We start from the raw sequence: 23,831 nt of genomic DNA, 5'->3' as shown, positions 1-23,831 counted from the left end.
ATAATGGGAAAAATTATTGGAATCGACTTAGGTACAACTAACTCATGTGTTTCTGTTCTTGAGAACGGAAAATACAAAATCGTAGCAAACGCAGAAGGACACAATACAACTCCATCTGTTATTGGTTTTGCAAACAACGGTGAAACTCTGGTTGGCCAAGTTGCAAAAAGACAAGCTGTAACTAACCCTTCAAAGACACTTTACGGGATCAAAAGACTTATTGGTCGTAAATTTGATACTCCAGAAGCAAAGTCATTCGCTGACGTAGCTCCATTTGAAATTTATGCAAATGATAATGGTGATGCGTGGGTAAAAGTAGACGGTAAAGCAATGTCTCCTCAAGAAATTTCTGCGAAGGTTCTTCAAAAACTGAAGAAAGCGGCAGAAGATTACTTAGGTGAGACAGTGACAGAAGCTGTAATTACAGTTCCAGCATATTTTAACGACTCTCAAAGACAAGCAACTAAAGATGCAGGTAAAATTGCTGGGCTTGAAGTAAAAAGAATTATCAACGAGCCAACTGCTGCAGCACTTGCTTATGGACTAGAATCTAAGCAAGATAAAAATATTGCAGTATTTGACCTTGGTGGTGGTACTTTCGATATCTCAATTCTAGAGATTACTTCAGACGGTGTATTCGAAGTAAAAGCAACTAATGGTGATACATTCCTTGGTGGTGAAAACTTTGATGAAAATATCATTAACTTTCTAGCTGATGAATTTTTAAAGTCAGACGGAATTGATTTAAGAAAAGACCAAATGGCACTTCAAAGATTAAAAGAAGCTGCTGAAAAAGCTAAGCATGAGCTATCGAACGTTAACTCAACAGATGTTAACCTTCCATTTATCACTGCAGATGCTTCTGGTCCAAAACACTTAAACGTAAACTTATCAAGAGCTAAGTTTGAGGCTTTAATTGCTGACCACTTAACTGCTCTTGCTAAGCCATGTTTAACTTGTCTTGAAGACTCTGGTCTTGAGAAGAGTGAAATTGATGAGGTAATCCTTGTTGGTGGTTCGACTCGTATTCCAGCTGTTCAAGAAAGAGTAAAAGAAATCTTTGGTAAAGAAGCTTCAAAAGGTGTTAACCCTGATGAAGTTGTAGCTGCAGGTGCTGCTATCCAAGGTGGTGTACTAGCTGGTGACGTAAAAGACGTACTACTACTAGACGTAACTCCACTAACTCTAGGGATTGAGACTCTGGGTGGTGTAATGACTCCACTTATTGAGAAGAACACGACTATTCCTTCGAAGAAGTCACAAACTTTCTCAACTGCTGTAGACAATCAACCAGCTGTTACAATTCACGTATGCCAAGGTGAGCGTGAATTTGCTAAAGATAATAAGTCACTAGGACGTTTTGACCTAAGTGGAATTGCACCAGCTCCAAGAGGTGTTCCACAGATCGAAGTTACTTTTGATATTGATGCTAACGGTATTGTTCACGTTTCTGCTGTAGACAAAGCTACTGGTAAATCTCAAGAGATTAAGATTACTGCTGGTTCAGGTCTTTCAGATGAAGAAATTGAAAGAATGGTACAAGAAGCTGAAGCTAATAAAGAAGCTGATAAGAAAGCACGTGAGATCGTTGATACAAGAAACAATCTAGATGCACTTATCTTAAGCTGTGAAAAAATGATCAAAGACAGTGCTGATAAAATCTCTGAAGACGATAAGTCTAAGTTAGAAGCAGCAATTAATGAAGCTAAAGGCAAGCTTCAGTCTGAGAATCTTGATGAGTTAAAAGCAGCTCAGGAAGCTCTAACTAATGCTTCTCATGCAATTGCTCAACAAATGTATCAACAGCCAGGTGCTGAAGCAGGTGCACAGCAAGCTGGACCAGAAGGTGATGCAGGAGCAAACGCTGGTGCGAATAAGCAAGACGACGATGTTGTTGATGCTGACTTTAAAGAAGTTTAATTAGAAATATAGAATTGAAGGGAGCCCTGTGCTCCCTTTGTTCGTTAATAGAGAATTTTAAATATGAGTGATAAAAGAGATTATTACGATATTCTAGGCGTAGCAAAAGGTGCTGATAAGGCTGAAATTAAAAAAGCTTATCGTAAGATGGCCATGAAATATCACCCTGACCGCAACCCTGATAACAAAGAAGCGGAAGCAAAATTTAAAGAAGCTTCTGAAGCTGCAGAAGTTTTACTAGATGATGGAAAACGTCAGCGTTATGACCAATTTGGACATGCTGGGGTAAACGGTCAAGCAGGTGGCTTTGGCGGTGGTGGTTTCCAAGGTGGATTTGGTGACTTTGGCGATCTAGGAGATATCTTTGGTGATATTTTCGGTGACATGATGGGTGGCGGAGGACGCGGCCGTCGTGGTGGAAGACGTCGTTCTGGAATTCCTGGAAATGACCTTCAAATGACGGTAAGTGTGACATTCGAGGAAGCAGCATTTGGCGCCAAAAAGAAAGTCTCTATCAATAAAGAAACTACTTGTGAAACTTGTTCAGGCTCAGGTGCGAAAGCAGGATCTGAACCGACTACATGTGATATGTGTCACGGGGCAGGTGAAGTTCGTCGTCAACAAGGATTCTTCACTGTTGCTTCGACTTGTCCAAAATGTCAGGGTTCTGGAACAATGATCAAAGATCCTTGTGGAACTTGTCACGGACAAGGACGTAAGAAGAAGAAAGTTGAACTAGAGGTTACAATCCCTGCTGGTATCGACCATGGTCAGCGTCTAAAGCTTTCTGGGGAAGGTGATGCTGGTGCTCAAGGTGGACCAAATGGTGATCTTTATATAGTTGTTGATGTAAAAGAACATGAAATCTTTAAACGTGAAGGTTTTAATGTTCACTACACTGTACCAATCAGCTTCTCTCAAGCAGCTTTAGGTGCTGAAGTTGAAGTACCAACTCTTGATGGAAAAGTTGTTGTTGATCTTCCTGCTGGCACTCAATCTGGTAAGAAGATGCGACTAAAAGGTAAGGGAATTCAAAAACTTGGTGGTTATGGCCAAGGAGATGCAATTCTTACTGTACATGTTGAGACACCAACTAAGCTTTCGAAAGAGCACAAGGAATTACTTGAGCAACTTGCTAAGCTAGAAGGTAAGCAGTGTCATCCAATGAGTACTGGTTTCATCGATAAAGTTAAAGAATTATTTAGCTAATTCTAATATATACAGGGGAGACTGAGTGAATTAGTCTCCCATGTTTATAAAATCCTAATATTTCTCCTGTTTTCATCTATCTATATTTCAAATAAAATAGACCATACAAAATTAAAAAAGGTCGACTATGTTTAAGTATATTTCTCTAATTTTAATCACACTACTTGTGAGTTGCGGTGGTATCCAAATGATCAACCGAGACACTTCACATCTTTATACAGAAAAGTTTTTAAAAGATTTTGATGTTGCAAAGAAGAGTTTCGTTGATGGGAATAAGGAATTAGCGCTAGGACAACTTAATGCAATTCAAGATGCAAAGTTAAGGCCGGCGGAACTTGCAACAAAAACAAATCTGATTGGTGTAATTAATTATTCAAATCAAAACTATGAACAAGCTATATTTCAATTTAATCTTGCTTTAAATAGTTCAGGAGAAGATGGGCAACTTAATGCTCAAATTAAGTTAAATCTAGCAAGCAGTTACTATAAGTTAGGAGATCTAGAAAATACATTCAAAACTCTTGATGGGACTGACTCAAGATGGCTTCTTAATCGTGATTTAGAAAATTTTCATAAATTACGTTATCGCGTTTCAAAGGAGCTTGATTTTCAAGCAGTAGCACTCGATTCTCTACTTTGGCTAAATTCTGGTGCCAATACTGTGGATGAATTAAAAGAGAAAAAATTCTATGGTCAACTTGTTACACAATACTTCATCGTGGATCAAGCTGAGCGAGTGCGTTTAGTTCAGGACTTTAAACAAGGAAAAGATTTTGTTTGTGCTTATCTTTCTTATTTAGAAATTGAGCAACTTATCAATCAAGGAAATAAGGGAAAGGCACAAGAAGTTGGAGACTGGGTTAAGTCTAACTACAATATGTTTCCTGAAGTCATTGCTCTTGTAATGGCACGTTTTGAAAACCTTAAGAAATATAGCAAAATTAACCTTCGCTCAATTGGTGTTGTTCTTCCTCTTACTGGTGATAAAAGTAAATTTGGTAAAAGAGCACTTGCAGGTATCGATCACGCTGTTAGAAAGTATAACGAACAGAATGCTAAGAAACCAAATTTTCAACCTATTCAAATTAAAATCTTTGATAGTATGGGAAGTGCAATTGTAGGTAAGGAAAAGGTTCGTGAGATGATTGAAAGAGAGAATTCTTCAATTATTATCGGTGGACTTTTAAAAGATGAAGCTAAAGCAGAATATGAAGCTGCGAGAAAGTATGGTGCATTCTTTATTTCTCTTTCTCAAATCTATGCGAGTAAAGATGATAAAGGCCACCTTCTAATTGAAGTTCCTGGTTCAGTAGAATCACAAGTTTCTTTATTATTCTCTGAAAAGTACTTATCAAAATTTGGTAACAAAGTATCTATCATTTATCCAAATACAGATACTGGTTATTCATATGTTGATTCGGCATGGAAGATGGCCGAAAAAGCAGGTGCTGAAATTGTTAGTATTCAATCATTTGATACTAATCAGACTGACCACAGATCAACAGTAGCAAAAATTCTTGGTCTATACTTTACACGTGAAAGACAAGAGGAGTTTGAACTTCTAAAGTCTGTTCATAAATTAGAAGGCAATACATCAATTAGACGAGTACAAACACTTGGTCCAATTGTGGACTTCGATTGGGTTCTACTTCCAGCGGCACCAAATGATGCTCTACAGTTAATCCCATCTTTTAATTACTATGATGCATTTAATGTAACTTTAGTTGGTGGACCTAATTGGCGCTCTAGAAGAATCTCTAGAGAAACTTCTAAGCTTGGAAAACTATTCTTTGTCGACTCAGAAGTACCAAAAGGTGATTCTGGATTTGTATCAAGTTATCAGTCACGCTATGGCCAACGTCCAGGTGTTGTTGAAATTCTTGGTTTTGAAGGTATGGCACTAGCAGCGAATGTTCTATCGTTAGGTGATTTTACAAGCCGCGATGAACTGGAGAAAACGTTAGTTGATGCTAAGAAAGTTGCTGGTATTACTGGTTCTTGGAGATTAGAAGACGACGTGTGGATGAAGGACATGAATCTCATGAGCTTATACCGTGGTCGCTTAAATAAAGTGAATTTGACTAGTGAAAAACCGAATGAAAAATCAGTTGAAGAGGAAGTAAGTAACTGACGCTTAAGCGCCAGTTATATTACTTCTTAGCAGCGTTGATTCTGCGTAAAATTCTTGCTTTTTTCTTAAGTTGAGCTTTTCTCTTACTCATTTTAGCAATAGTTTTCTTTCTACCTGCACCCATAATCTTTCCTTTTGCGTAGTGTTAGAAAATAGTCTCGTTATACTAGAAAAAAATATCGAATTTGACAAGGGCCAAGTCATATTTATAGGTATGCGCGGTGTTTAATCTGTTATTAATGGTTGTCAATAAAATGAGCTAAATGGTACATTTTACATATATAAGCAAACGGATTGCTAATCAAAAGGTATAATGGAATGTGCGCTGCAAAGAAAAAAGTAGCAGCTAAGAAGAAAGCTGCGAGCAAAACGACGAAAAAAATTACAAAAAAAGTAACTAAAAAGAAGGCCAGCAAGAAAGCTGCAAAGCAGTCAGTGAAGAAAGTTGCAAAGAAAGCGACAAAGAAAAATTCTTTACGTAAGACAAGTTCGGCTTCTCATGCAAGCTTATCAACTGCATTTGTTGATGAACTTTCACTAAATAATAAATCTAAATCTCCAGAGCTAGGTGCTAACCTTGAAATGAAAAAGGCTGCTTTAAGAGCACGCCGTATTCACTGGAATGAAGATAAGCGCAAGATTGCAATTGATATGATTGAGCGCTACACGGGTCACGACTTTAGGGACTTCCAACAACAAATTATTCTTACTAACTTCCATTACTATGTTGAGAGATTCAACGCATTATTAGATGACCATGTTTATACTCAAGGTTCAGCTTTTAAAGCTTCAAGTTCTAAGAAAGCAAAAGTAACGATTATTGAGTTTGGTGTTGGTGCTGCCATGGCCGCGCTTATCGGTGAGCTAATTTCAGTAATTCATCCTAAAGCAGTACTATTCTTAGGTCTTGCAGGTGCTGTTCATCCATCGTTAAAAGTGGGTGACTTCGTTCTTCCTATCGCTTCAATTAGAGCAGAAGGTGTTACTGAGCACTTTCTTCCTAGGGAAGTTCCTGCCCTTCCAACATTTAAAGTACAAAAATTTGTTTCTCAAATATTATTAGAGCATGGGCATGATTACCGTACTGGAACGATCCACTCTACAGATTACCGATTCTGGGAATTTGATGATCGTTTTAAAGAGCGCTTAATCGAACAAAGGGTACTTGCAGTTGAAATGGAAACAGCAGCACTTTTTGTTTCTTGCTTTGTGAGTAAGGTAAATATCGGAGCATTACTTTTAATCTCTGATTGTCCAATGACTAAGGATGGTATTAAAACGAAGAAGTCTGCAAAGTCTGTCTTCAAGAAATATACAGATATTCACATCGAATTAGGGATTGAAGCTATGGCAGACATTGCTGAGCGTGGTGAGAATATCAGACACTATCATTGGTAAAATTTTATAAAGGAATATGAAATGTTAAAGCAATTTTTTAATTTCTTCTCAAACGATCTCGCGATCGATTTAGGTACAGCGAATATTCTTGTATACGCTAAGGACAGAGGGATCATCGTGAATGAACCATCTGTAGTTGCGGTACACCAAGGATATAAGGGTACTGGATCAAAGGTTCTAGCTGTTGGTGCGGAAGCTAAGCAAATGCTTGGTCGTACACCAGGGTCTATCCAAGCGATTCGTCCTATGAGAGATGGAGTAATCGCAGACTTTGAAGTAACTGGTGCCATGCTTAAGTACTTCATCCAAAAATCACTATCAGGTTCAAAGCTAGTAAAGCCAAGAATCATTATTTGTATTCCTTTCGGTATTACTCAAGTTGAAAAACGTGCAGTAAAGGAATCTGCTGAACAAGCAGGTGCTCGTGAAGTTTACTTAATTGAAGAGCCAATGGCCGCTGCAATTGGTGCAGGACTTCCAATTACTGAACCTTCAGGAAATATGATTGTTGATATTGGTGGTGGGACAACTGAAGTTGCAGTCATTTCACTTGGTGGTATCGTTTACTCTCAATCTGAAAGAGTTGCAGGTGATAAGTTTGATGAAGCAATTGCTTCTTACATCAAGAAAAAATACTCATTATTAATTGGTGAAAGAACTGCAGAACAAATCAAGATGTCGATTGGTAATGCATACCCATTTGATGATGAAGTAAGAACATATGAAGTTAAGGGCCGTGACCTAGTTGCTGGTGCTCCTAAAATTATCGAAGTTACTTCTGACGAAATCAGAGATGCACTTTCTGATCCTATCGCTGAAGTAGTTGAAGCAATTAAGACTTCATTAGAAAAAACTCCTCCAGAACTAGCTGCCGATATCGTTGATAACGGAATCATTCTAGCTGGTGGTGGTTCTCTTCTTGCAAACCTAGATGTTTTAATTAAAGAAAGAACTGGTCTTCCAGTTGCTCTTGCTGAAGATCCATTAACATGTGTTGTTCGTGGATGTGGTAAGGCACTAGAGTCAATCGATCTTTTAAAACAAGTAGCGACTCTATCATAAGTCGAAAATAGGTTTACAATTGAATTCTCAAAATCTTTTTATCGAATTAGAGCTCTCTGATATAAAACTAAAAATCAGGGAGCTCATTGCCACAAAGAGTAAATTAAAAATTTGGACTAACTCACAGCAGGTAGCTTCTGTTGAGATTTTTGCGATTGAAGAAGATACTCTTATTGTAGATGATAATCACGCTCTTGATGGAGTCGTGATGGCGAACTTTAGCCTTCGTTATATGAGCTACTTTTTTAAAGGTGTCATTGAAGGTGGTAATCTAAAAATCGAAGGGAAAGTATATCGAAGTGAAAGAAGAGGGGATATGAGATTTAATGTCTCATATATGACATCTTCATATCTATATTTTGATGCAGTCGAAGAAGATACACCGTCTGCAGATAATGTACTTCAATTCAATAAATCTAAAAATAAAGAGGACTCATTCATTAAAGACTTTTCTTATTCGATGAATGATTTTCCAGAGCTAAGAGGTGCAAAATTAATTGATATCTCAAGTAATGGTGCTTCTTTTGTAATGTCTCTTCAAGACTTTAAAAATTTCTCTAACAAAAAGTTTTCAATGGGAACTCTAGTTTTAGAGAAAAACTCATATGATATTTCAAATATTCAAAAAGTTTACGATATTGATTATGTAAATTTCAGACTTGATAATATTCCGATGAAGAAAATTGGGATTAAGTTTGAAAGTAATGGAGATTTAGATTCATACTTAAAAGAGCTTGATGATAAATCTATAATTTTAACTTCACTTGATGAGGAATTTAATAAGTATATTAATCAACAAATAGAGGAGTAGTTTATGTTGCGACCTCTTGGTGTGCTTTTTTTATTTTTAATTACTTCATGTAGTATACTGAAAGAAGATATTAATGATCAGCTATCGGCCAGTGCTAATCAGTATAAGCAATTGGAAGTCAGTGGTGAATATCTTGTTGATACAATGTCAGGATTCAATAAGAATCGTGAATATGTACGAAAAACTCAAATCATTTCACCTGTAAATAAATCCAAAGTTTATGAAAAGACAATTGTAATCTCTAAGCAAAAGAAGATTGCTAAGGATGTATTCTTTTTAGTTCCAATTAAATACGAATCCACTTTTTTCTTGAATAATGATATTTACACCGTGAGTGGTCAGATTGATTTAAAAAGTAGAAAGATTTTTTATAATCTGAATTCTCCTGAATATAAGTGGCTTGGACAGCGTGAGTATGATGTTCCTAAAAATGTTAAGGCCATATGTTTCTATGCATCTATTGTTGAGTGTGCAAAGGTTTCGGGCTTTATTAAGAAGGCCATTGATAAAAAGAATGGAGACATGAATTTTCATATTCTTTGGGAAAGCTTTCCATATTTCCAAGAACAATATTTAAATATACCAAAAGAGATTTTATCTGAAGCAAGATTGAGTTTTGATGATTTCGATAAGAATGGAAATTATCGTTTTCTTTTATCAGCTGGCGGACAAGAACAAGTATATATATTAAATAAGAGTTTAGATGTTGTTGGTCACTACTGGGCATCTCAAGGTCTATCAAAAGAGTTGGTAAAATGAAATTATTCTTAAAGTCATTTTTGACATTATTCTTTGCTATCACGACAATTTTCTTCGCGTTGAGATTAACTCCCGGGGATCCAGTCGAAAGACTTCTTGGCCCTGAGGCAAAAGTAGAAGAAATTCAAAAGTACCGTGCTGAACTTGGCTTAGATAAAGGTTTAGTTGAGCAATACGTTGATTTTGCAAAAGGTATTATTACTTTAGATTTAGGTAAATCATTCTTTAAGAAAGATCCTGTTGTGAAATTAATAAAAGATAACTTGCCTCCAACAGTTATTTTGGCACTAGTATCGATATTAATATCAACTCCTATAGGAATTGGCATAGGTGTTATCTCTGCGATAAAAAAATCTCAATTACCTGATACAGCAATTCGAGTTATCACACTAACTCTACTTTCATTTCCAATCTTCTCACTTGCGCCACTACTGGTTTTAGTTTTTTCTATCAAACTCGGTATATTCCCAGTTTCGCAATGGACTTCTATGAAGCATATGATTATTCCAGTTACAACTTTAGTATTACCGCTGTCATCTGTAATTGTAAGGGTTATGAGGAATAAGTATCTTGAAGAAGAGTCACAACTATGGGTCTTAGTTTTAAATGCTAAAGGCTTATCTAATTCAGCAATAGTCTATCGTCTTGTGAAAATTTGTATGCCAACGATTTTAAATGTAGTTGCGATTCAGTTATCCGTTGTTCTTGCTGGTACGGTTATTACAGAAACTATTTTTGATATTCCGGGTTTAGGCTCTCTTTTATTTGAAGCAATAAATAATCGTGACTATCCACTTGTTCAGGGAATTATTGCATACTCTACAGTTATCTATATGCTCGTTTATGTATTAGTTGATTACTTAAATGAAAAGATTGATCCAAGGATAGGTTAATGAGAAAGAAGAAAATAAATAATGAAATGATCTTCGGTGGCTTTATTCTATCAATTTATATTATGTGGGCAGTCTTGTGGCTACTAATGAATGGATTTGATTATACTCCATCAAGTATTATATCTCATGAATTATTTAAGCCTTTTTCACATGACTATTTTTTAGGTACTGATATTAATGGTAGAAGTTTATTTAAAGTACTAAGTGTCGGTCTTATCTATACAGTAGGTATTTCATTACTTATTAGTTCAAGTGCATGTTTAATCGGTATAATTATTGGATATCTTTCTGCGATAAAAATAAAGTTTGTGTCCGAAATAATGGATATGTTTACTAATTTAATTTTTATTTTTCCTAGTATTTTACTCGCCATTCTTGTTATGTCTTTTTCTGGGCAATCATTTACAGGATTGGTACTTTGTTTAATTTTTACTTCATGGCCTGGTTACGCTCGTATTGCTCGCGGTGAGACAATGCGTGTTTTAAATTTAGGATATGTAGAAAGTGCTAGAGCAATTGGTGTAAGTGAATTTCGTTTATTTTATAAGTCAATTTTACCAAGTATTGTGCCAGTTATTTCCATTCACTTTGTTCTTGGAATAAGTGGAGTTATAATTAGTGAAGCTAGTTTAGGATTCCTTGGATTAGGGGCAAGTGAATACTCGTGGGGAGCAATCCTTGCTATGGCGAAGTTAGTTTTATTAGAAGCACCTCATGTTGTTATCGTGACGAGCTTACTAATGACTGGTTTAATTATTTCGTTAAATCTTTTTGGCGATGGCCTTAGAGATTACTTAGATCCAAAACTTAAAGGTAAAGGCAAATAGATGAATAATATATTAGGTCAATTATTTATTACTGGTATAAGTGGTACACAGTTAACGACTGAGGAAGAAAATTTCATTCAAAAAGAAAATATTGGTGGAGTTATTCTTTTTAAACAAAACTATGAGTCACCAGCTCAATTGGCAGAATTAATTAATAATATTCAATCATTAAGAGATAATTATCCACTCTTTATCGCAACAGACCACGAAGGTGGAAGAGTACAGAGATTTCGTGAAGGCTTCACTGTAATCCCACCAATGCTAGATGTTGCAAGAACAGATTCACCAAAATTATGTTTTGAAATCTCTCAGCTAATGTCTAATGAGTTACTAAGTTGTGGTGTTAATCTTAATCTGGGTCCAGTTTGTGATATTTTCACGAATCCAAAAAATACTGTTATTGGTGATCGCTCATTTGGTGATAACGCCGACGAAGTCACTAAGTTTGTTTCGGCCATAATTCGCGGTCAGCAAACTAGTGGGATTATGTCATGCGCTAAGCACTTTCCTGGCCATGGTGATACTTTAGAGGATTCGCACTTTAAATTACCTGTTGTTAATAAGTCGCTAGAAGAACTGAGAGAAAGTGAATTTATTCCATTTGTAAAAGCAGTAAAAGCCAGAGTGGACTTTGTCATGATGGCCCACTTAAAAGTCGACGCAATTGATCCAGAAAATATTTGTACATTTTCAAAAAAAGCATATGAACTAATCCGTGAGGAACTGCGCTTTAAAAAAGTTATCATAACTGATGATATGGAAATGAAGGCCATTTCAGATGAAATTACAATCGGCGAAGCTGCTCTTAAAGCTCTAACAGCTGGAGCGGATGTAGTGGAATATCGTTCTTTTGAAGCTTGTCGTGAAGCCTATACATATGTGAAGCAAGCTTTTGAAGCTGGTGATATTGATAAAGTTGATATCTCTCAAAAATATGAACGTGTCTTAGAGCTTAAGAAAAAATACCTATCAAATTACTCACCTACTTATATTCCAGATGTTGCTGGTAAGGTTGGTACTCGTGAGAATTTATCTATTGTTGAGCAGGTTAATCAAGGTTAGCACATAGGGCCAATATTGCCTCTAACTGCTTGAAATCAATTATTTTTGATATTCTTATGTTATGACTAAAGGTCTCATAACTTCCTTATTGTTTTATATGTTTACGTTGCTCGTTGCATTCGATGCAAATGCGCAGAGCTACGGAAATTATTCAAAGCGCGATCATGCAAATTTACTTGATGTCTCTTGTAAAAAAGGAAATCAATCGAGTTGTTTTGAGCAAGGACTTCTTTACCAAACATTTACTGATAAAAGCTTTAAGCAAGATGGAATTAACTATCCTGCCGAAGGTAAGAAGCTAATTATTAGTGCCTGTCAAAATGGTGAGCAGAACGCTTGTGATTATCGAAAAGGTGCGGAGTTATTTGAAAGTTCACAGCTTCTAATGTGGGCCGGAATTATTCTTATTGGTATTGCTGTTTATATTGTCACGCAGATGATGTTTCAAGATAATGAATCTTTCCAAGCTGCGCAAAAATTAGAAGAAGGTGGTTCTAAGAAAGCTGAGAACGTAAAAAAGCACGGCTTTATTCTTCAATATTCGAGACCATTTTTTAAACGCTATATTTCACCAATTGTTTCTTCTATGAAAAATAAGAAGAAGATTAAAGAGAAGTATAAAAGAAAGCTAGCAAGTGCTGGTTTAACTGAAGATATGACTCCTGAGGATTTCTTCGCATTTAAGTTATTTCTTATTATTGGTTTCCCAATTATGTTCTTAGCTGTCAGAGAATTTACTGAAGCAGACTGGAAACTTTCTCTTATTCCTGTAATGGCAATTGTTGGATTCTTATATCCGGACATTTGGATTAAAGGAAAAATTGAACAACGCCAAAAAGATATTATCAACGGAATGCCTTTTTCAGTTGATATGCTAGCACTATCTGTTGAAGCAGGACTAGACTTCATTGCTGCGATGACTAAGGTTGTAGATAAAGCTAAACCTGGTCCACTTACACAAGAATTTGAAATTCTTCTTAAAGAAATTAAAATTGGGGCCAGTCGTGCAGAAGCACTAAGAAATATGGCATGGCGAGTGGACTTAATTCAGATTTCGTCATTTTGTGCAACTCTAATTGCTGCAGACTCTGTTGGTGCTTCAATTGGACCAATTCTAAAAGCACTCTCAATTGAGATTAGACAAAAGAAATCAGCGCAGATTGAAAAAGAAGGTGCAACTGCTGCAACAAAGATTCTTTTTCCAATGATGGCCTTTATTGTACCTTCAGTTCTTCTTATGATCTTTGCTCCACTCGTTGTTGAGCTAGTTGGAGGGAATTAATGAAGATTTCTTGTAATGGTATTGAAATATGTAAGCAGGCCATTGTTGCAGATTCTTTTTATAAGAAACTAAAGGGGCTGATGTTTTCTCAGAGCATGGATGGCTTTGATGGCATGATTTTTTATGGAACAAATGCAATTCATACCTGTTTTATGAATTATAAAATCGATGTTGTCTTCTTTAATAGTAAGAATGAAATTAAGAAAATATACCGTGGACTTAAACCATGGAGACATACGCAAATTGTTTTTAGTGCAAGTCGTGTACTAGAGTTGGCAGATGGACAATTGCCTCAAGAGATTAAGGAAGGGGATACTCTAGAGTTATGTATAAATTAGTTGTTGTTGCAGGTAAACTGCGTGGACAGGAATATATTTTAGAGGAAGGGGAAAATACCCTAGGGCGCTCAGAGGATTGTAGCGTTCACTTTCCTGTAAATGGTGTTTCAAAGAAGCACTTATCCGTTACTGTTACTCAAGATGTAGCTTTTGTTAAAGATCTTGGAAGTTCAAATGGTACATTTGTTAATGGTAAAGCAGTCAAAAGGGCCACTGTTAAAAATGGAGACAAGATAGCTCTTCCTGATTCAATTCTTCAAGTCGTTTTTGTAAAAGAGAAAAAGAAGATTATTAAAAAAAGAATTGAAACTGTTGAAGAAGATGATGAACCAACATATATCACTGGTGGTGAAATGCCAGAGAATATCTTTGGAAAGATCATCTGGCTTTTTAAATATCGATTAATGCCACTAGTTCATGGAATTAATGAAGAATATGAATGGCGTGTTCTTACTGGTATCTTACTTTCTATCTTCGTTGTTGTGACGGTAACTCTAACTATTTTTCCAGTAATGAAAACGTCTCAGAGTCTACTTCTTTTAGAAGTTGCTAAGCGTGGTGCACATTATGCGGATGAAATTAAAAGACAAAATAGAGGTGCATTAGCTAGAAAAGATCTTGATCGTGTTGATACAAAGTTTATGGAACAAGGAAATAACGGTGTTGTTTCTTATGATCTATTTGATATTGACGGACGAATTGTTAGACCGCTAACAAAGCTAAATATGTACATTGATGATCCTTTCTCTGTTCAAGTAAGAGAGTGGGCCGAAAAAACAATGAAGAACTCTAGTGACCTTCCTATGGTAAGTCGATTGTCAAATGGTGAAATTGGAATCGGTCAAAAGATTAAGGCAACAAATGTTAAGACAGGTAACCTTGATGTTGTTGGTGTAATCGCTATACGTTTTAAACCAGCATCAATTGCGGATGAGGCATCTAAAAGTAGGGTTGCTTACCTCGAGGCACTAATTACGTCATTTATTGCTTCAATCATCTTTTTTGCCATTGTCTATTATATGACGATTAGACATCTAGATGAAATGAAGTTTCAGATTGAAGAGGCCTTAAGAGGAAATCGAAAAAGTGTTGATAGTGAATATTTATGGTCTGAGATTGATCCATTACGTTCATCTATAAATTCCATGATTCAAAGAATTAGAGAGCTGCAGAAAACTGACGATGATATGAGTTTTGATGAAATGGAAAGTGATGAGTCCTATGTTTCAAGCTTATATGAATTTATGCAAGGGGCACAGGGAGCTGTCCTTGTTCTAGATTCACAAAAGAATCTTTCTCATATTAATACGCTTGCAGAAGATATCACGGCGATTAGAGGTAGCTCTTCTGAAGGGATGAGCCTCTTAGATGTGGCACGTGAAAAGGGATTTGCAGCGACAATAATTGAGTTATGTGATGCCTCTGCGGATAATGGAGGAACGTCTCAGAAAGGTGAATATGAGCTTTCTGGGCATTTCTATAATATTTTTGTTACGAGTTTAATAGGGCGAGATAATTTTGCAAAGGCGTTCTATGTTACACTAATTAAAGAGGACTAAGTATAAATGGTTGCCGCAATTAGAATGACAAAGAATTTATCTTCCCCAGAATCATCTGGGCAGTACCATCGTATTATTTGTATGACTGGTAAGAATAAAGGTATTTGTTATTACTTAAACGGTAATCGAGTAGTTCTTGGTCGTCTAAGTTCTAATGATATTCAAATTCTTGATACTCAAGCTTCAAGAGAACACATTGAATTAACTCGTGTTAATAATGAATATACTCTTACCGATCTTAAGTCTCAAAATGGTGTCATGGTAAATGACTTGAAAGTGACTCAACATAAACTTAAGTCTGGTGATAAGATTATTGTTGGCTCTACTGTTTTTAAGTACTCATTCATCGAAGTAAAAGAGGAAAAGGCCCTCGTGGAATATGAGGACCCTGAAGAAGACGAAGATGATGAAGATGAGGAAGAAGAGGAAGAGGTAAAGAAGAAAGCCAAAGCTAAGAAAAAGAAAGGTCCTGCAACACCTGAGGAAAAGAGAAAGAAACTTATCTATATTGCAGTAGCAGTTATGGGCCTGTTCTTTTTTATGGATGGTGGTGATACAAAAACAAAGAAGGCAACAGTAAAAAAAGAAGGAAGTTCAATTATTGATTCCTCAAATAGTAATACTGGCCGTAAATATGTTGAAGATCTTGAAACACGTGAGAAAGTTGAAGCTTATATTCACCGTGGTAGACGAGAAGCACGTGAAGGAAACTACTTTAGAGCAATGCAGGAATTTAATCTAGCTCTAACACTTGATCCAAATGATGGTAACGCTGCTTATCACTTAAATATTGCAAAACAGAGACTTGATGAAAAAATTAAAGATATGTTCAATCAAGCAACAAAGAATAAAGATTCTTTAAAATATAATAGAGCTTTAGGTACATATTGCTCAATTTATAAACTTTTAATTGAATACAAGACAGATGAGCGCTTTATCGAAGCTAAAAAGAACGTTGAAGATATGGCCGAAAAATTAGGGATGAAAAAGAGTGATAATTACTGTTTCTAAAAATGGAACAATTCTTAATCGTATTGAGATTAATGATCAGGTGATCATGGGGCAGAGCTCTAGCTTTCTTATTGGTCGATCTGATGAAGCTCATGTTCACTTAGATGATCCACAAATTTCAAGGCGATTAGCAAGCCTTAATTTTAATGGTGTCAGTTGGACTTTAAATAAATTATCAACATATGACACTGTTCTTGTTAATAACGCTCCAATGTTTTTAGAGGAAATACCAGTATCGAGTGGCTATTACCTCGTTTGTAATGAATTTAAAGTTCTTTTTGAAAGTCTTGAAGTTGAAAGTCCAGTTGGTGATGATCCTGTTGAAGAAATCGTTAACGTTGAGCCAGAGTTACCTGAAGATGATTTTGAAGCCGCTGAACAAAATGATATTGAAGAAGAAACATCTATCATAGATGGTGGATCTGACTTTGAAGAAGAAACTCAAGCTTTTGATGCACCTACTGAAGAGGAATCATCTGATAACGAGAATGAGTTTAATACTGAAGAGCCTCTTGATTCTCAAGAAGGTGGTTTTGAAGAATTTGGACAGCAGGAAGAAGGATTCTCAGAAGGCTTCGATGAAAACTATGAAGAAAATTATGATGATGGTTATGATGACAACTATGGTGATGAATCTTACGACATCGATACACTAGACGATGATATTGGGGATAAAACTCAAGTATTCTCTGGCTTTGCAAATTTTGTTCTAGAGTTATTTGGTGAAGATGTTCCTTATGATCATTTTAATTTAGACCTGCCTGAAACATATATTGGTCGTGATCCAAGTAAATGTCAGATTGTCTTATCTGATCCTGAAGTCTCCTCAGTACATGCGGTAATTAAAAAGAATAAGATCACTTGTGTATTAGAAGATTTACAGTCGGCCAATGGCACGATTTTAAATGGTAAGCGAATAAATCAAAAAGAGATCACAAATGGTGATGAATTTATTATTGGCTCAACTACTTTTACAGTTAAGATCGCTAGTGACTTTATAAAGAGTCAGCAAGATATGCTGATGCCTGTAGAAGATAACCAGGTAATTGAAGTCGAGGAAATTGTTGAAGTATCTGATGATGACGAAGATTTTGATGGCCTTGAATTATCTGATGCTCCTTCAGCTAGTGAAGAAAAATCTATTATTAAGAGAATTCTTAATGACCCTGAAAAGCGTAAGAAAGTCCTAATCTATACTGTTGTATTATTGGGTCTTTATATGTTTTTATTTCCAGATAGTGGCGAGAAACCAAAACCAACGGCTAAAGATAAGCAGGCCAAGGAACAAAAAAAGAAACAGGTTGTTACCTCGGTTGATAAGAAGCTAACAAAAGAGCAACAAGAAAAAGCGGAAGCTTTATATCAGTTAGCAACACGTTATGCTAATGAGGGTAATGTTGCGGAAGCAATTACTGAGTTTGAAAGGTTATTTATGATCACAAAAGATTATAAACAAGCCCAAACTTTCTATCAGTTGGCTAAGGATAAATATGCTGAGCTCGAAAAAGCAGAGCTTGAAAGACGTGCAGAAGAAAAGAGAAAATTAATTCAGGCAAAAGTTAAGACGCTTCTTGATAAAGCTACTGAAGCGGTAAAAGAGCGTAATGTCACTTTGTCTCGTGGACTATTTCAACAGATTAAAGAACTTGATCCTAATAATTATGATGTTGCTAACCTTGAGTTAGAACTGGATTCCTATATTAAGGAAAAAAATCGAAAAGAACTTGAAGAAGCTCAGAAGAAAGCTGAACGCCAGCGTATGGTAGATGCTCTTAAACCGGGTGAAACTTTATTTCTTCAAGAAGAATGGTATAAGGCAATTGGAGCTCTAGAGTTATTCATTAGTGAAAAATCAATGGATGAAGATCTAATGAAGAAAGCAATTGATATGCTTAAAAAGTCACGTCAGAATCTTAAGAATATAACTGGCCCACTTTTAGGTAAGGCCCGTTCACTTAAAGAAGCAGAAGATCTTAAGGCATCTTATGAAGTTTTTAAGGAAGTCTTACGCTATAATCCTAATGAATTAGATGCACAAAGTGAACTCGATGATATCAATGATACGTTAACGAGAAGAGCCCGTAAGGTATATCGTCAAGGTTTAATCTCTGAATCGTTAGGTTCATTTGAGGATGCCCGAGAAAAGTTTCAAGAGGTGCAACAAATCTCACCTATGGATAATGAATATTATATTAAAGCGAGTGAAAGGCTAAAAAATCTATGAGAGAAATTCAAAGCTTCTTTGCTAGAACACATCAAGGGCCATATCTTAATCTAAATGAGGATAATACCTTTATTAATCTTAAACAGAAAATTTTTGGTATATTTGATGGATTTGGAGGTTCTGGAATTTCTGATAGAAATCTAGAAAGTGCTAAGCAGTCAATTGATCTTTATTTCTCAAAGTTGTCTGGAGATCCGAATGCTACAATGCCTTACTTTTATTCACCTCAGTATGTACTAGAAACTAATGCTCTAGTGAATGCGATGTTTATTGCTCATAAAAACTTACTAAATATCAACAAGAGTAAACCTCTTAATGATAAAGGTGGGGTTTCTGCTGCTTTAACGATGCTTTCTGAAAATATTTTATCAATCGTTTCATGTGGTAATTGCTTGGTTCTTATGTACCGAGATGGGGATTTATCTCTAATTAATACACCTGATTGTGTTAAACAGATTTCAATTTCTGATAACTCGCACCAAAAAAGTACATTTCCTCTCGTTGCTTTGGGCCTTTATGAAGACTTATCCCCTAAAATTTGGGAGTTAAACGTAGAACCAAATGATCGTATTATTGTCTTAAGTGATGGTGTCTACGGAAGTTTAAGCCTTCATGATATTAAAAGAATTATTCAAGAATCAACTCAAGATGAAGTTATTCAGATTGATAATCTTTTTGACGGTGCAAATCGTCGAGGTAATCTAGATAATCAGTCAGCTATTATCTATTCAATCGTATAGAAACATACCGTAATCATTAAAACTGTCTCTTGCTTAGCTGGATTTTTTGCGTAACAATATATTGAGGTTTTATATGAGTAAAAAGGTATTAGTTGCTGACGACAGTCAGACAATCCAAAAAGTAATTAGTATTACATTCGCAAATCAAGATTTTGAAATTGTTTCAGCTCTTGATGAGTCTGAATTATTTTCTAAAAATGACGATTTTGATCTAATCTTATTAGACTTTGGTCTTTCAGATGATGGATATAAATTAGGTGAAGAAACGCGTAAGAAGTTCCCTACAACTCCAGTTCTGGCGATGCTAGGAACATTTGATATCGTTGATGAAAATAAGCTACGTAGTAGCGGATATTCTGACAAAGTTGTTAAGCCATTTGAAACAGAGAAATTTATTTCACTTTGTAATGAATTGATTGAAAGTGAAGTTTCAACAACAGATACGACACAAGATTTTTCAGATGATAATCAAGATGAGCTTGAAGATGATAATTTCTCTGGTTGGGATGTTGATAGCTCAATTGCCCAAACTGAAGAAGATAAGACTCAAGAATTTGATTTGAGTCAACACGATTCATTCACTGATGACGATGATTCAGATAATAATCTTGAGTCAGAATTGGATGGTTGGGGATTTGATCCTACTAATTTAAAGGGAAGTGATGTAACAAAAGAATTTGATACTCTACCTCCTGTTATAGAAAATTTACCTCCAAAAGAAGAGCAACCTAGCTCGACAATACTCGATGTTAGCAACTACTTTGGAAATCTTGATGAAGAGCTGGGTGATGACTTTGAGCTTCCTAGTCAAGAAGAAGAAATAGAAGAAAATTTTGAGGACTCAGAAAGTGAAGAAGTAGAGCCTGTGTTTACTGAATCAGAGGAAAGTGGTTTTGAATCTGACTTTTCAGATGACTTTGAAGAGATTTCTGATGAGAACTTATGGGACGCTGATGAGGAGTCTAGTGAAATGTTCTCTTCTCCAGAAGAAGATGAGCATGAGATAAATCTTTCTTCAGTAACTCAAATGAATGATGACTTTTCATTTGGTACATCAACGACAGCATCGATTAATACTGCAACTTCTACAGCTCCAGCTACTACGGCCCCGGCTGTAAATATTGAAGAGCTTAAGGCCGAACTAAAGAATGAAGTTGCACCAATTATTGAAAAATTTGCACGCGAGTACTGTGAGCAAAATATTGAAAAGATTATTTGGGAAATCGTTCCTGATCTGGCCGAGAACTTAATTAAGAAAGAGCTTAAAAATATCAGTAAGCAAGTTCTAACATCAATTTCAGAATAATTATTTAATAACGAGAGAGCCTGTATAGGCTTTCTCTATTTTATCCTGAGTCTCAATAAGGGCCTCTCCAAAGTTCCCAATTCCTCTGAAAATACCTTTTATAATAGAATCTTCGTCGATGATTTCGACTTCTTTATTTAGGTGATAACATCTGTCATTCCACTGTTTTATAATTTCTTCTTCTGTAAGACGATTGCCTAGTAAGTAGTTGTAAATATCTAGCGGAATACTTTCAAAATCATTCTCACTTAATTTCGTACCTTCTTTAAGCACACCATATGTCTCATGTGGAACACCTCCATAGTTAATACCTATTCCGACGATATAGTTATCATCATCTTTATTAACTAAGATCCCCATAATTTTTTGACTATTCTCATTAAAGATATCGTTGGGCCACTTAAGGAGGAGCTTGTGCTCTTTAAAATAATTACTAAGTATAACTGCTACTTCTAAAGCCAGTAGAGTTGGCTTTTGGCCTGCCTCTAATTTACAAGAGAAACAAAGACTATCTTGTAAATCTTCCCACTTATTATGTCTTCGGCCCCTTGCCTCAGTTTGTACAGTTGCACTAATAAGTAATTGGTCATAATTACGTGCCTCTTCAATGGCAATTGTTTGAGTCGATGGAATTTCTTTAAAATGTAGGTGTTTCATAGATTTTCTCATTATGTTATTATCGAACAATACTAATAAATTCAGAGGTATTCAATATGTCACTTATCGAACGTTCTACTCCAAGAGAAGTTAAATTTTCTATTAATATCAACCCGTATGCAGCAGGATCAGTTCTTGCAGAATTTGGTAATACAAAGGTTCATATCACTGCTTCGATAGAATCAAGCGTTCCTGGTTGGATGAAAGGTAGTGGAAAAGGTTGGGTGACAGCAGAATATTCAATGCTTCCAAGCTCTACTCACACAAGATCAAGAAGAGAGCGTTCAAAAATTGGTGGCCGTACTCAAGAAATTCAGCGCTTAATTGGCCGAAGCTTAAGAGCAATTATCGATCTTAAAAAATTAGGTGAGCGTATGATTACTCTTGATTGTGACGTTATGGTTGCAGACGGTGGAACAAGAACGACTTCAATCTCTGGGAGTTTTATTGCACTTGAACTTGCTATTCAAAGTTTAATCGCAAGTGGTGAGCTTTCTGAGAACCCAATTATAGAGCCTCTTGCAGCAATTAGTTGTGGAATTAACGGCGAAGGTAAAATCATTGCTGACTTAAATTATGAAGAGGATTCGAGCTGCGATACAGATATGAATATTGTTATGACTGAGTCTGGAAAATTTATTGAAGTACAGGGAACTGCTGAAGGGCAAGCATTCTCAAGAGAGCAAATGGATGCGCTAATGGATTGTGCTGCTGAATCTCTTAAGGTTGTTTTCTCAAAACAAAAAGAAGCACTAGGAAAGTAATGAAAAAATTTATTCTAGCTACTGGAAATGCTCATAAAGCCGAAGAATTTGCAGTTTTATTCAAAGAGACGAATATTTCAATTAATGCAGCTTCTGCAAAATTAGATGTTGTAGAAGATGGAAATACTTTTCAAGAGAATGCTCTTAAGAAAGCTCAAGCTTATTTTGAAGAGTTTAAAACTCCTGTCGTCGCAGATGATTCAGGAATTACTGTTGAAGCACTTCCTCAAGAGTTAGGAATATACTCTGCGCGTTTTGGTGGTGAAGGTTTAACAGATCGCCAAAGGGCCGAGCTATTATTAGATAAGTTAAATGGTGAGCAGAATCGAAATGCTTACTTTACTTGTGTCTTATGCTTTTATTTATCACCAGAGGAAATATATTTTTTTGAGGGTAGAATGGAAGGTGAGATTTCAGATAGTTACATTGGTGAAGGAGGTTTTGGTTACGATCCTGTATTTTGCCCAAAAGCCTTTCCAGATCAGACTGTAGCGCAATTAGAAGAGTGGAAAAACGAGAACTCCCATAGGGCCAAGGCCGTTGTGTCTGCTATAAAGTTTTTTCAAGAACTTTAAAAAGGTTTAATTTCTGGGTTGCCAAAAAGGTTCAGATCACTTATAAATAGCCTACCCAAAATTTCAATGTCGGAGTATAGCGCAGTTTGGTAGCGCACTTGCTTTGGGAGCAAGGGGTCGCAGGTTCAAATCCTGCTACTCCGACCATTTTTAAAATCCCTTTCTATTTTCTTTTATCTTTCGGTGACTCAAGCACTACGTATGTTGATATTGAATTTACCTGTGGAAGTGTTCCAAGAACTTCTGTGTGAAATGTTTTATATGAAACAAGATCAGTCGTTTCAATTCTTAGAATGTATTCAAAGCTTCCCGTAACGTTGTGACACTCGATTACTTCGGGTGATTCAGCAATCGCCATTTCAAAATCTTTTTGTGACTTCTTTGTGTGAACAGATAATCCAACTGTAATATAAGCAGTAAATCTTGTTCCTAATTTTGCTCGATTGATTCGCGCGCGGTAGCCAGTGATGACCTTAGATTTCTCTAACTCTTGTACTCTTCTAAGACATGCAGAAGGTGAAAGTCCTACGATGGAGGCTAAATCAGAATTACTGATTCTTCCGTCATTTTCTAATTCTTGCAATATTCTTTCGTCAATAGTGTCTATTTTCTTCATATGTTGCAAATTATCTCTCAAATGCATGATTCTTTGCAATAAATTTATTCTTAAAATCGAGTAAACTGTGCCACATGAGCACGACAAATCTATACGCACTTTTAGCTTTTGCCTTTGTTTCCGCCATAACGCCGGGACCAAATAATATTCTTCTAATGGCCTCTGGGGCCAATCATGGTTTTAAGAGAACCGTCCCTCATATGCTTGGGGTTTACTTTGGTTTTATCTTCATGATTGCGGTAATTGGTTTTGGAGTTTCGGATATTTTTAAAACTTATCCAGGCATTCAAAAAATTATGCAGATGGCATGTGGTACTTATTTAGCATTACTTGCATTTAAAATTGCATTTAGTACTTTTGCAAAGGAAGAAGCACAGATTAAAAAACCAATGTCGTTCATTGAAGCGGCGATGTTTCAGTGGATTAATCCAAAGGCTTGGACAATGGCACTTTCAGCTGTTGCCATTTATACAAATGGTAATACATTAGGTGTTGTTGCAGTTATTCTTGCTTATAGTCTTGTTGATATTCCGGCAATTTCTGTTTGGGTCTTTGCAGGTTTAAAGCTTAAGTCTTTTCTTGAGAAAGGGTATCGCCTTGCCATTTTTAATATTATTTTGGCCGTGCTACTTTTTGGTTCTTTATTTCCAGTTTTAGTTTTGAAGTAATATTAAAAAGTAGAGGAAG

22 protein-coding genes and 1 tRNA gene are annotated in these 23,831 nt (G+C 36.0%); 21 read left to right on the top strand and 2 right to left on the bottom strand.

What is annotated here, in order from left to right:
* Window positions 1–3: 3 nt before the first annotated feature.
* The 17 genes from dnaK to ACMAYS_RS08135 all read left to right on the top strand — a co-directional run bounded on the left by dnaK (window position 4) and on the right by ACMAYS_RS08135 (window position 20,532).
* Window positions 4–1,920: a molecular chaperone DnaK gene (gene dnaK / locus ACMAYS_RS08215; RefSeq protein WP_103219282.1), complete on the top strand. Its 1,917-nt coding sequence runs from the start codon at window positions 4–6 to the stop codon at window positions 1,918–1,920.
* A 63-nt stretch (window positions 1,921–1,983) separates the two neighbouring features.
* Window positions 1,984–3,129, top strand: a complete 1,146-nt coding sequence (gene dnaJ, locus ACMAYS_RS08210) for a molecular chaperone DnaJ (protein WP_103219283.1) — start codon at window positions 1,984–1,986, stop codon at window positions 3,127–3,129.
* 127 nt (window positions 3,130–3,256) lie between these two features.
* Window positions 3,257–5,260, top strand: coding sequence for a penicillin-binding protein activator (locus tag ACMAYS_RS08205; RefSeq protein WP_103219284.1), 2,004 nt, complete (start codon window positions 3,257–3,259; stop codon window positions 5,258–5,260).
* A 318-nt stretch (window positions 5,261–5,578) separates the two neighbouring features.
* Entirely contained in the window at window positions 5,579–6,658 is a 1,080-nt protein-coding gene (locus ACMAYS_RS08200) for an AMP nucleosidase (RefSeq protein ID WP_103219285.1), read from the top strand.
* A gap of 21 nt (window positions 6,659–6,679) precedes the next feature.
* Entirely contained in the window at window positions 6,680–7,720 is a 1,041-nt protein-coding gene (locus ACMAYS_RS08195; RefSeq protein WP_021266421.1) for a rod shape-determining protein, read from the top strand.
* A gap of 19 nt (window positions 7,721–7,739) precedes the next feature.
* Window positions 7,740–8,531: a hypothetical protein gene (locus ACMAYS_RS08190; RefSeq protein ID WP_103219286.1), complete on the top strand. Its 792-nt coding sequence runs from the start codon at window positions 7,740–7,742 to the stop codon at window positions 8,529–8,531.
* 3 nt (window positions 8,532–8,534) lie between these two features.
* Window positions 8,535–9,290, top strand: a complete 756-nt coding sequence (locus ACMAYS_RS08185; RefSeq protein ID WP_103219287.1) for a hypothetical protein — start codon at window positions 8,535–8,537, stop codon at window positions 9,288–9,290.
* A complete protein-coding gene (locus ACMAYS_RS08180; RefSeq protein ID WP_412463083.1) occupies window positions 9,287–10,183 on the top strand; it encodes an ABC transporter permease in 897 nt (298 codons plus the stop codon). Before ACMAYS_RS08185 ends, ACMAYS_RS08180 begins: the two co-directional genes overlap by 4 nt.
* Window positions 10,183–11,010, top strand: a complete 828-nt coding sequence (locus ACMAYS_RS08175; RefSeq protein WP_103219289.1) for an ABC transporter permease — start codon at window positions 10,183–10,185, stop codon at window positions 11,008–11,010. Before ACMAYS_RS08180 ends, ACMAYS_RS08175 begins: the two co-directional genes overlap by 1 nt.
* Window positions 11,011–12,072 carry a beta-N-acetylhexosaminidase gene (nagZ, locus tag ACMAYS_RS08170; protein WP_103219290.1) on the top strand — a complete coding sequence of 354 codons (1,062 nt, stop codon included), beginning with the start codon at window positions 11,011–11,013 and terminating at the stop codon, window positions 12,070–12,072.
* Between the two features lie 97 nt (window positions 12,073–12,169).
* Window positions 12,170–13,354: a type II secretion system F family protein gene (locus ACMAYS_RS08165; RefSeq protein WP_158246955.1), complete on the top strand. Its 1,185-nt coding sequence runs from the start codon at window positions 12,170–12,172 to the stop codon at window positions 13,352–13,354.
* Window positions 13,354–13,692, top strand: coding sequence for a DUF192 domain-containing protein (locus ACMAYS_RS08160; RefSeq protein ID WP_103219292.1), 339 nt, complete (start codon window positions 13,354–13,356; stop codon window positions 13,690–13,692). Before ACMAYS_RS08165 ends, ACMAYS_RS08160 begins: the two co-directional genes overlap by 1 nt.
* On the top strand, window positions 13,680–15,251 hold the full coding sequence (locus ACMAYS_RS08155; protein WP_412463082.1) for an FHA domain-containing protein: 1,572 nt from the start codon (window positions 13,680–13,682) through the stop codon (window positions 15,249–15,251). The genes ACMAYS_RS08160 and ACMAYS_RS08155 overlap by 13 nt, the downstream gene beginning before the upstream one ends.
* A gap of 6 nt (window positions 15,252–15,257) precedes the next feature.
* Entirely contained in the window at window positions 15,258–16,262 is a 1,005-nt protein-coding gene (locus ACMAYS_RS08150; RefSeq protein ID WP_103219294.1) for an FHA domain-containing protein, read from the top strand.
* A complete protein-coding gene (locus ACMAYS_RS08145) occupies window positions 16,243–18,486 on the top strand; it encodes an FHA domain-containing protein (protein WP_103219295.1) in 2,244 nt (747 codons plus the stop codon). Before ACMAYS_RS08150 ends, ACMAYS_RS08145 begins: the two co-directional genes overlap by 20 nt.
* A complete protein-coding gene (locus ACMAYS_RS08140) occupies window positions 18,483–19,226 on the top strand; it encodes a PP2C family protein-serine/threonine phosphatase (RefSeq protein WP_103219296.1) in 744 nt (247 codons plus the stop codon). The genes ACMAYS_RS08145 and ACMAYS_RS08140 overlap by 4 nt, the downstream gene beginning before the upstream one ends.
* Window positions 19,227–19,299: 73 nt before the next feature.
* Window positions 19,300–20,532 carry a response regulator gene (locus ACMAYS_RS08135; RefSeq protein WP_412463081.1) on the top strand — a complete coding sequence of 411 codons (1,233 nt, stop codon included), beginning with the start codon at window positions 19,300–19,302 and terminating at the stop codon, window positions 20,530–20,532.
* Here the strand turns inward: ACMAYS_RS08135 and ACMAYS_RS08130 are convergent, their stop codons facing one another.
* Entirely contained in the window at window positions 20,533–21,201 is a 669-nt protein-coding gene (locus ACMAYS_RS08130; RefSeq protein WP_412463080.1) for a biotin--[acetyl-CoA-carboxylase] ligase, read from the bottom strand.
* 44 nt (window positions 21,202–21,245) lie between these two features.
* Between ACMAYS_RS08130 and rph the strand changes: the two genes are divergently transcribed.
* The 3 genes from rph to ACMAYS_RS08115 all read left to right on the top strand — a co-directional run bounded on the left by rph (window position 21,246) and on the right by ACMAYS_RS08115 (window position 22,675).
* On the top strand, window positions 21,246–21,953 hold the full coding sequence (rph, locus tag ACMAYS_RS08125) for a ribonuclease PH (RefSeq protein WP_103219299.1): 708 nt from the start codon (window positions 21,246–21,248) through the stop codon (window positions 21,951–21,953).
* The gene (rdgB, locus tag ACMAYS_RS08120) at window positions 21,953–22,528 is read left to right on the top strand and encodes an RdgB/HAM1 family non-canonical purine NTP pyrophosphatase (RefSeq protein ID WP_412463079.1); all 576 of its coding nucleotides are present in this window, start codon (window positions 21,953–21,955) and stop codon (window positions 22,526–22,528) included. Before rph ends, rdgB begins: the two co-directional genes overlap by 1 nt.
* Before the next feature lie 70 nt (window positions 22,529–22,598).
* Window positions 22,599–22,675, top strand: a tRNA-Pro gene (locus ACMAYS_RS08115).
* Between the two features lie 16 nt (window positions 22,676–22,691).
* Here the strand turns inward: ACMAYS_RS08115 and ACMAYS_RS08110 are convergent.
* A complete protein-coding gene (locus ACMAYS_RS08110) occupies window positions 22,692–23,144 on the bottom strand; it encodes an Lrp/AsnC family transcriptional regulator (protein WP_392990498.1) in 453 nt (150 codons plus the stop codon).
* A gap of 74 nt (window positions 23,145–23,218) precedes the next feature.
* Here ACMAYS_RS08110 and ACMAYS_RS08105 point away from each other — a divergent pair, with 74 nt between their 5' ends.
* Complete coding sequence (locus tag ACMAYS_RS08105; protein WP_103218719.1) at window positions 23,219–23,812, top strand: LysE family translocator; 594 nt, start codon at window positions 23,219–23,221, stop codon at window positions 23,810–23,812.
* Window positions 23,813–23,831 lie beyond the last annotated feature (19 nt).

Origin of the sequence: Halobacteriovorax sp. RT-2-6 (assembly GCF_047085025.1) — a bacterium.
Lineage (GTDB): Bacteria > Bdellovibrionota > Bacteriovoracia > Bacteriovoracales > Bacteriovoracaceae > Halobacteriovorax_A.
Note: the sequence above shows the minus strand (reverse complement) of the source record. Positions and strands in the feature narration are given on the sequence as shown.

What these genes read in the sequence shown, in the direction of transcription:
- dnaK (WP_103219282.1), top strand. Translation starts at nt 4, where the DNA reads ATGGGAAAAATTATTGGAATCGACTTAGGTACAACTAACTCATGTGTT.
- ACMAYS_RS08195 (WP_021266421.1), top strand. Translation starts at nt 6,680, where the DNA reads ATGTTAAAGCAATTTTTTAATTTCTTCTCAAACGATCTCGCGATCGAT.
- ACMAYS_RS08185 (WP_103219287.1), top strand. Translation starts at nt 8,535, where the DNA reads ATGTTGCGACCTCTTGGTGTGCTTTTTTTATTTTTAATTACTTCATGT.
- rdgB (WP_412463079.1), top strand. Translation starts at nt 21,953, where the DNA reads ATGAAAAAATTTATTCTAGCTACTGGAAATGCTCATAAAGCCGAAGAA.
- ACMAYS_RS08205 (WP_103219284.1), top strand. Translation starts at nt 3,257, where the DNA reads ATGTTTAAGTATATTTCTCTAATTTTAATCACACTACTTGTGAGTTGC.
- ACMAYS_RS08150 (WP_103219294.1), top strand. Translation starts at nt 15,258, where the DNA reads ATGGTTGCCGCAATTAGAATGACAAAGAATTTATCTTCCCCAGAATCA.
- ACMAYS_RS08140 (WP_103219296.1), top strand. Translation starts at nt 18,483, where the DNA reads ATGAGAGAAATTCAAAGCTTCTTTGCTAGAACACATCAAGGGCCATAT.
- ACMAYS_RS08160 (WP_103219292.1), top strand. Translation starts at nt 13,354, where the DNA reads ATGAAGATTTCTTGTAATGGTATTGAAATATGTAAGCAGGCCATTGTT.
- ACMAYS_RS08135 (WP_412463081.1), top strand. Translation starts at nt 19,300, where the DNA reads ATGAGTAAAAAGGTATTAGTTGCTGACGACAGTCAGACAATCCAAAAA.
- ACMAYS_RS08165 (WP_158246955.1), top strand. Translation starts at nt 12,170, where the DNA reads ATGTTTACGTTGCTCGTTGCATTCGATGCAAATGCGCAGAGCTACGGA.
- ACMAYS_RS08200 (WP_103219285.1), top strand. Translation starts at nt 5,579, where the DNA reads ATGTGCGCTGCAAAGAAAAAAGTAGCAGCTAAGAAGAAAGCTGCGAGC.
- ACMAYS_RS08180 (WP_412463083.1), top strand. Translation starts at nt 9,287, where the DNA reads ATGAAATTATTCTTAAAGTCATTTTTGACATTATTCTTTGCTATCACG.
- ACMAYS_RS08130 (WP_412463080.1), bottom strand. Translation starts at nt 21,201, where the DNA reads ATGAGAAAATCTATGAAACACCTACATTTTAAAGAAATTCCATCGACT.
- ACMAYS_RS08110 (WP_392990498.1), bottom strand. Translation starts at nt 23,144, where the DNA reads ATGAAGAAAATAGACACTATTGACGAAAGAATATTGCAAGAATTAGAA.
- ACMAYS_RS08175 (WP_103219289.1), top strand. Translation starts at nt 10,183, where the DNA reads ATGAGAAAGAAGAAAATAAATAATGAAATGATCTTCGGTGGCTTTATT.
- rph (WP_103219299.1), top strand. Translation starts at nt 21,246, where the DNA reads ATGTCACTTATCGAACGTTCTACTCCAAGAGAAGTTAAATTTTCTATT.
- ACMAYS_RS08155 (WP_412463082.1), top strand. Translation starts at nt 13,680, where the DNA reads ATGTATAAATTAGTTGTTGTTGCAGGTAAACTGCGTGGACAGGAATAT.
- dnaJ (WP_103219283.1), top strand. Translation starts at nt 1,984, where the DNA reads ATGAGTGATAAAAGAGATTATTACGATATTCTAGGCGTAGCAAAAGGT.
- nagZ (WP_103219290.1), top strand. Translation starts at nt 11,011, where the DNA reads ATGAATAATATATTAGGTCAATTATTTATTACTGGTATAAGTGGTACA.
- ACMAYS_RS08105 (WP_103218719.1), top strand. Translation starts at nt 23,219, where the DNA reads ATGAGCACGACAAATCTATACGCACTTTTAGCTTTTGCCTTTGTTTCC.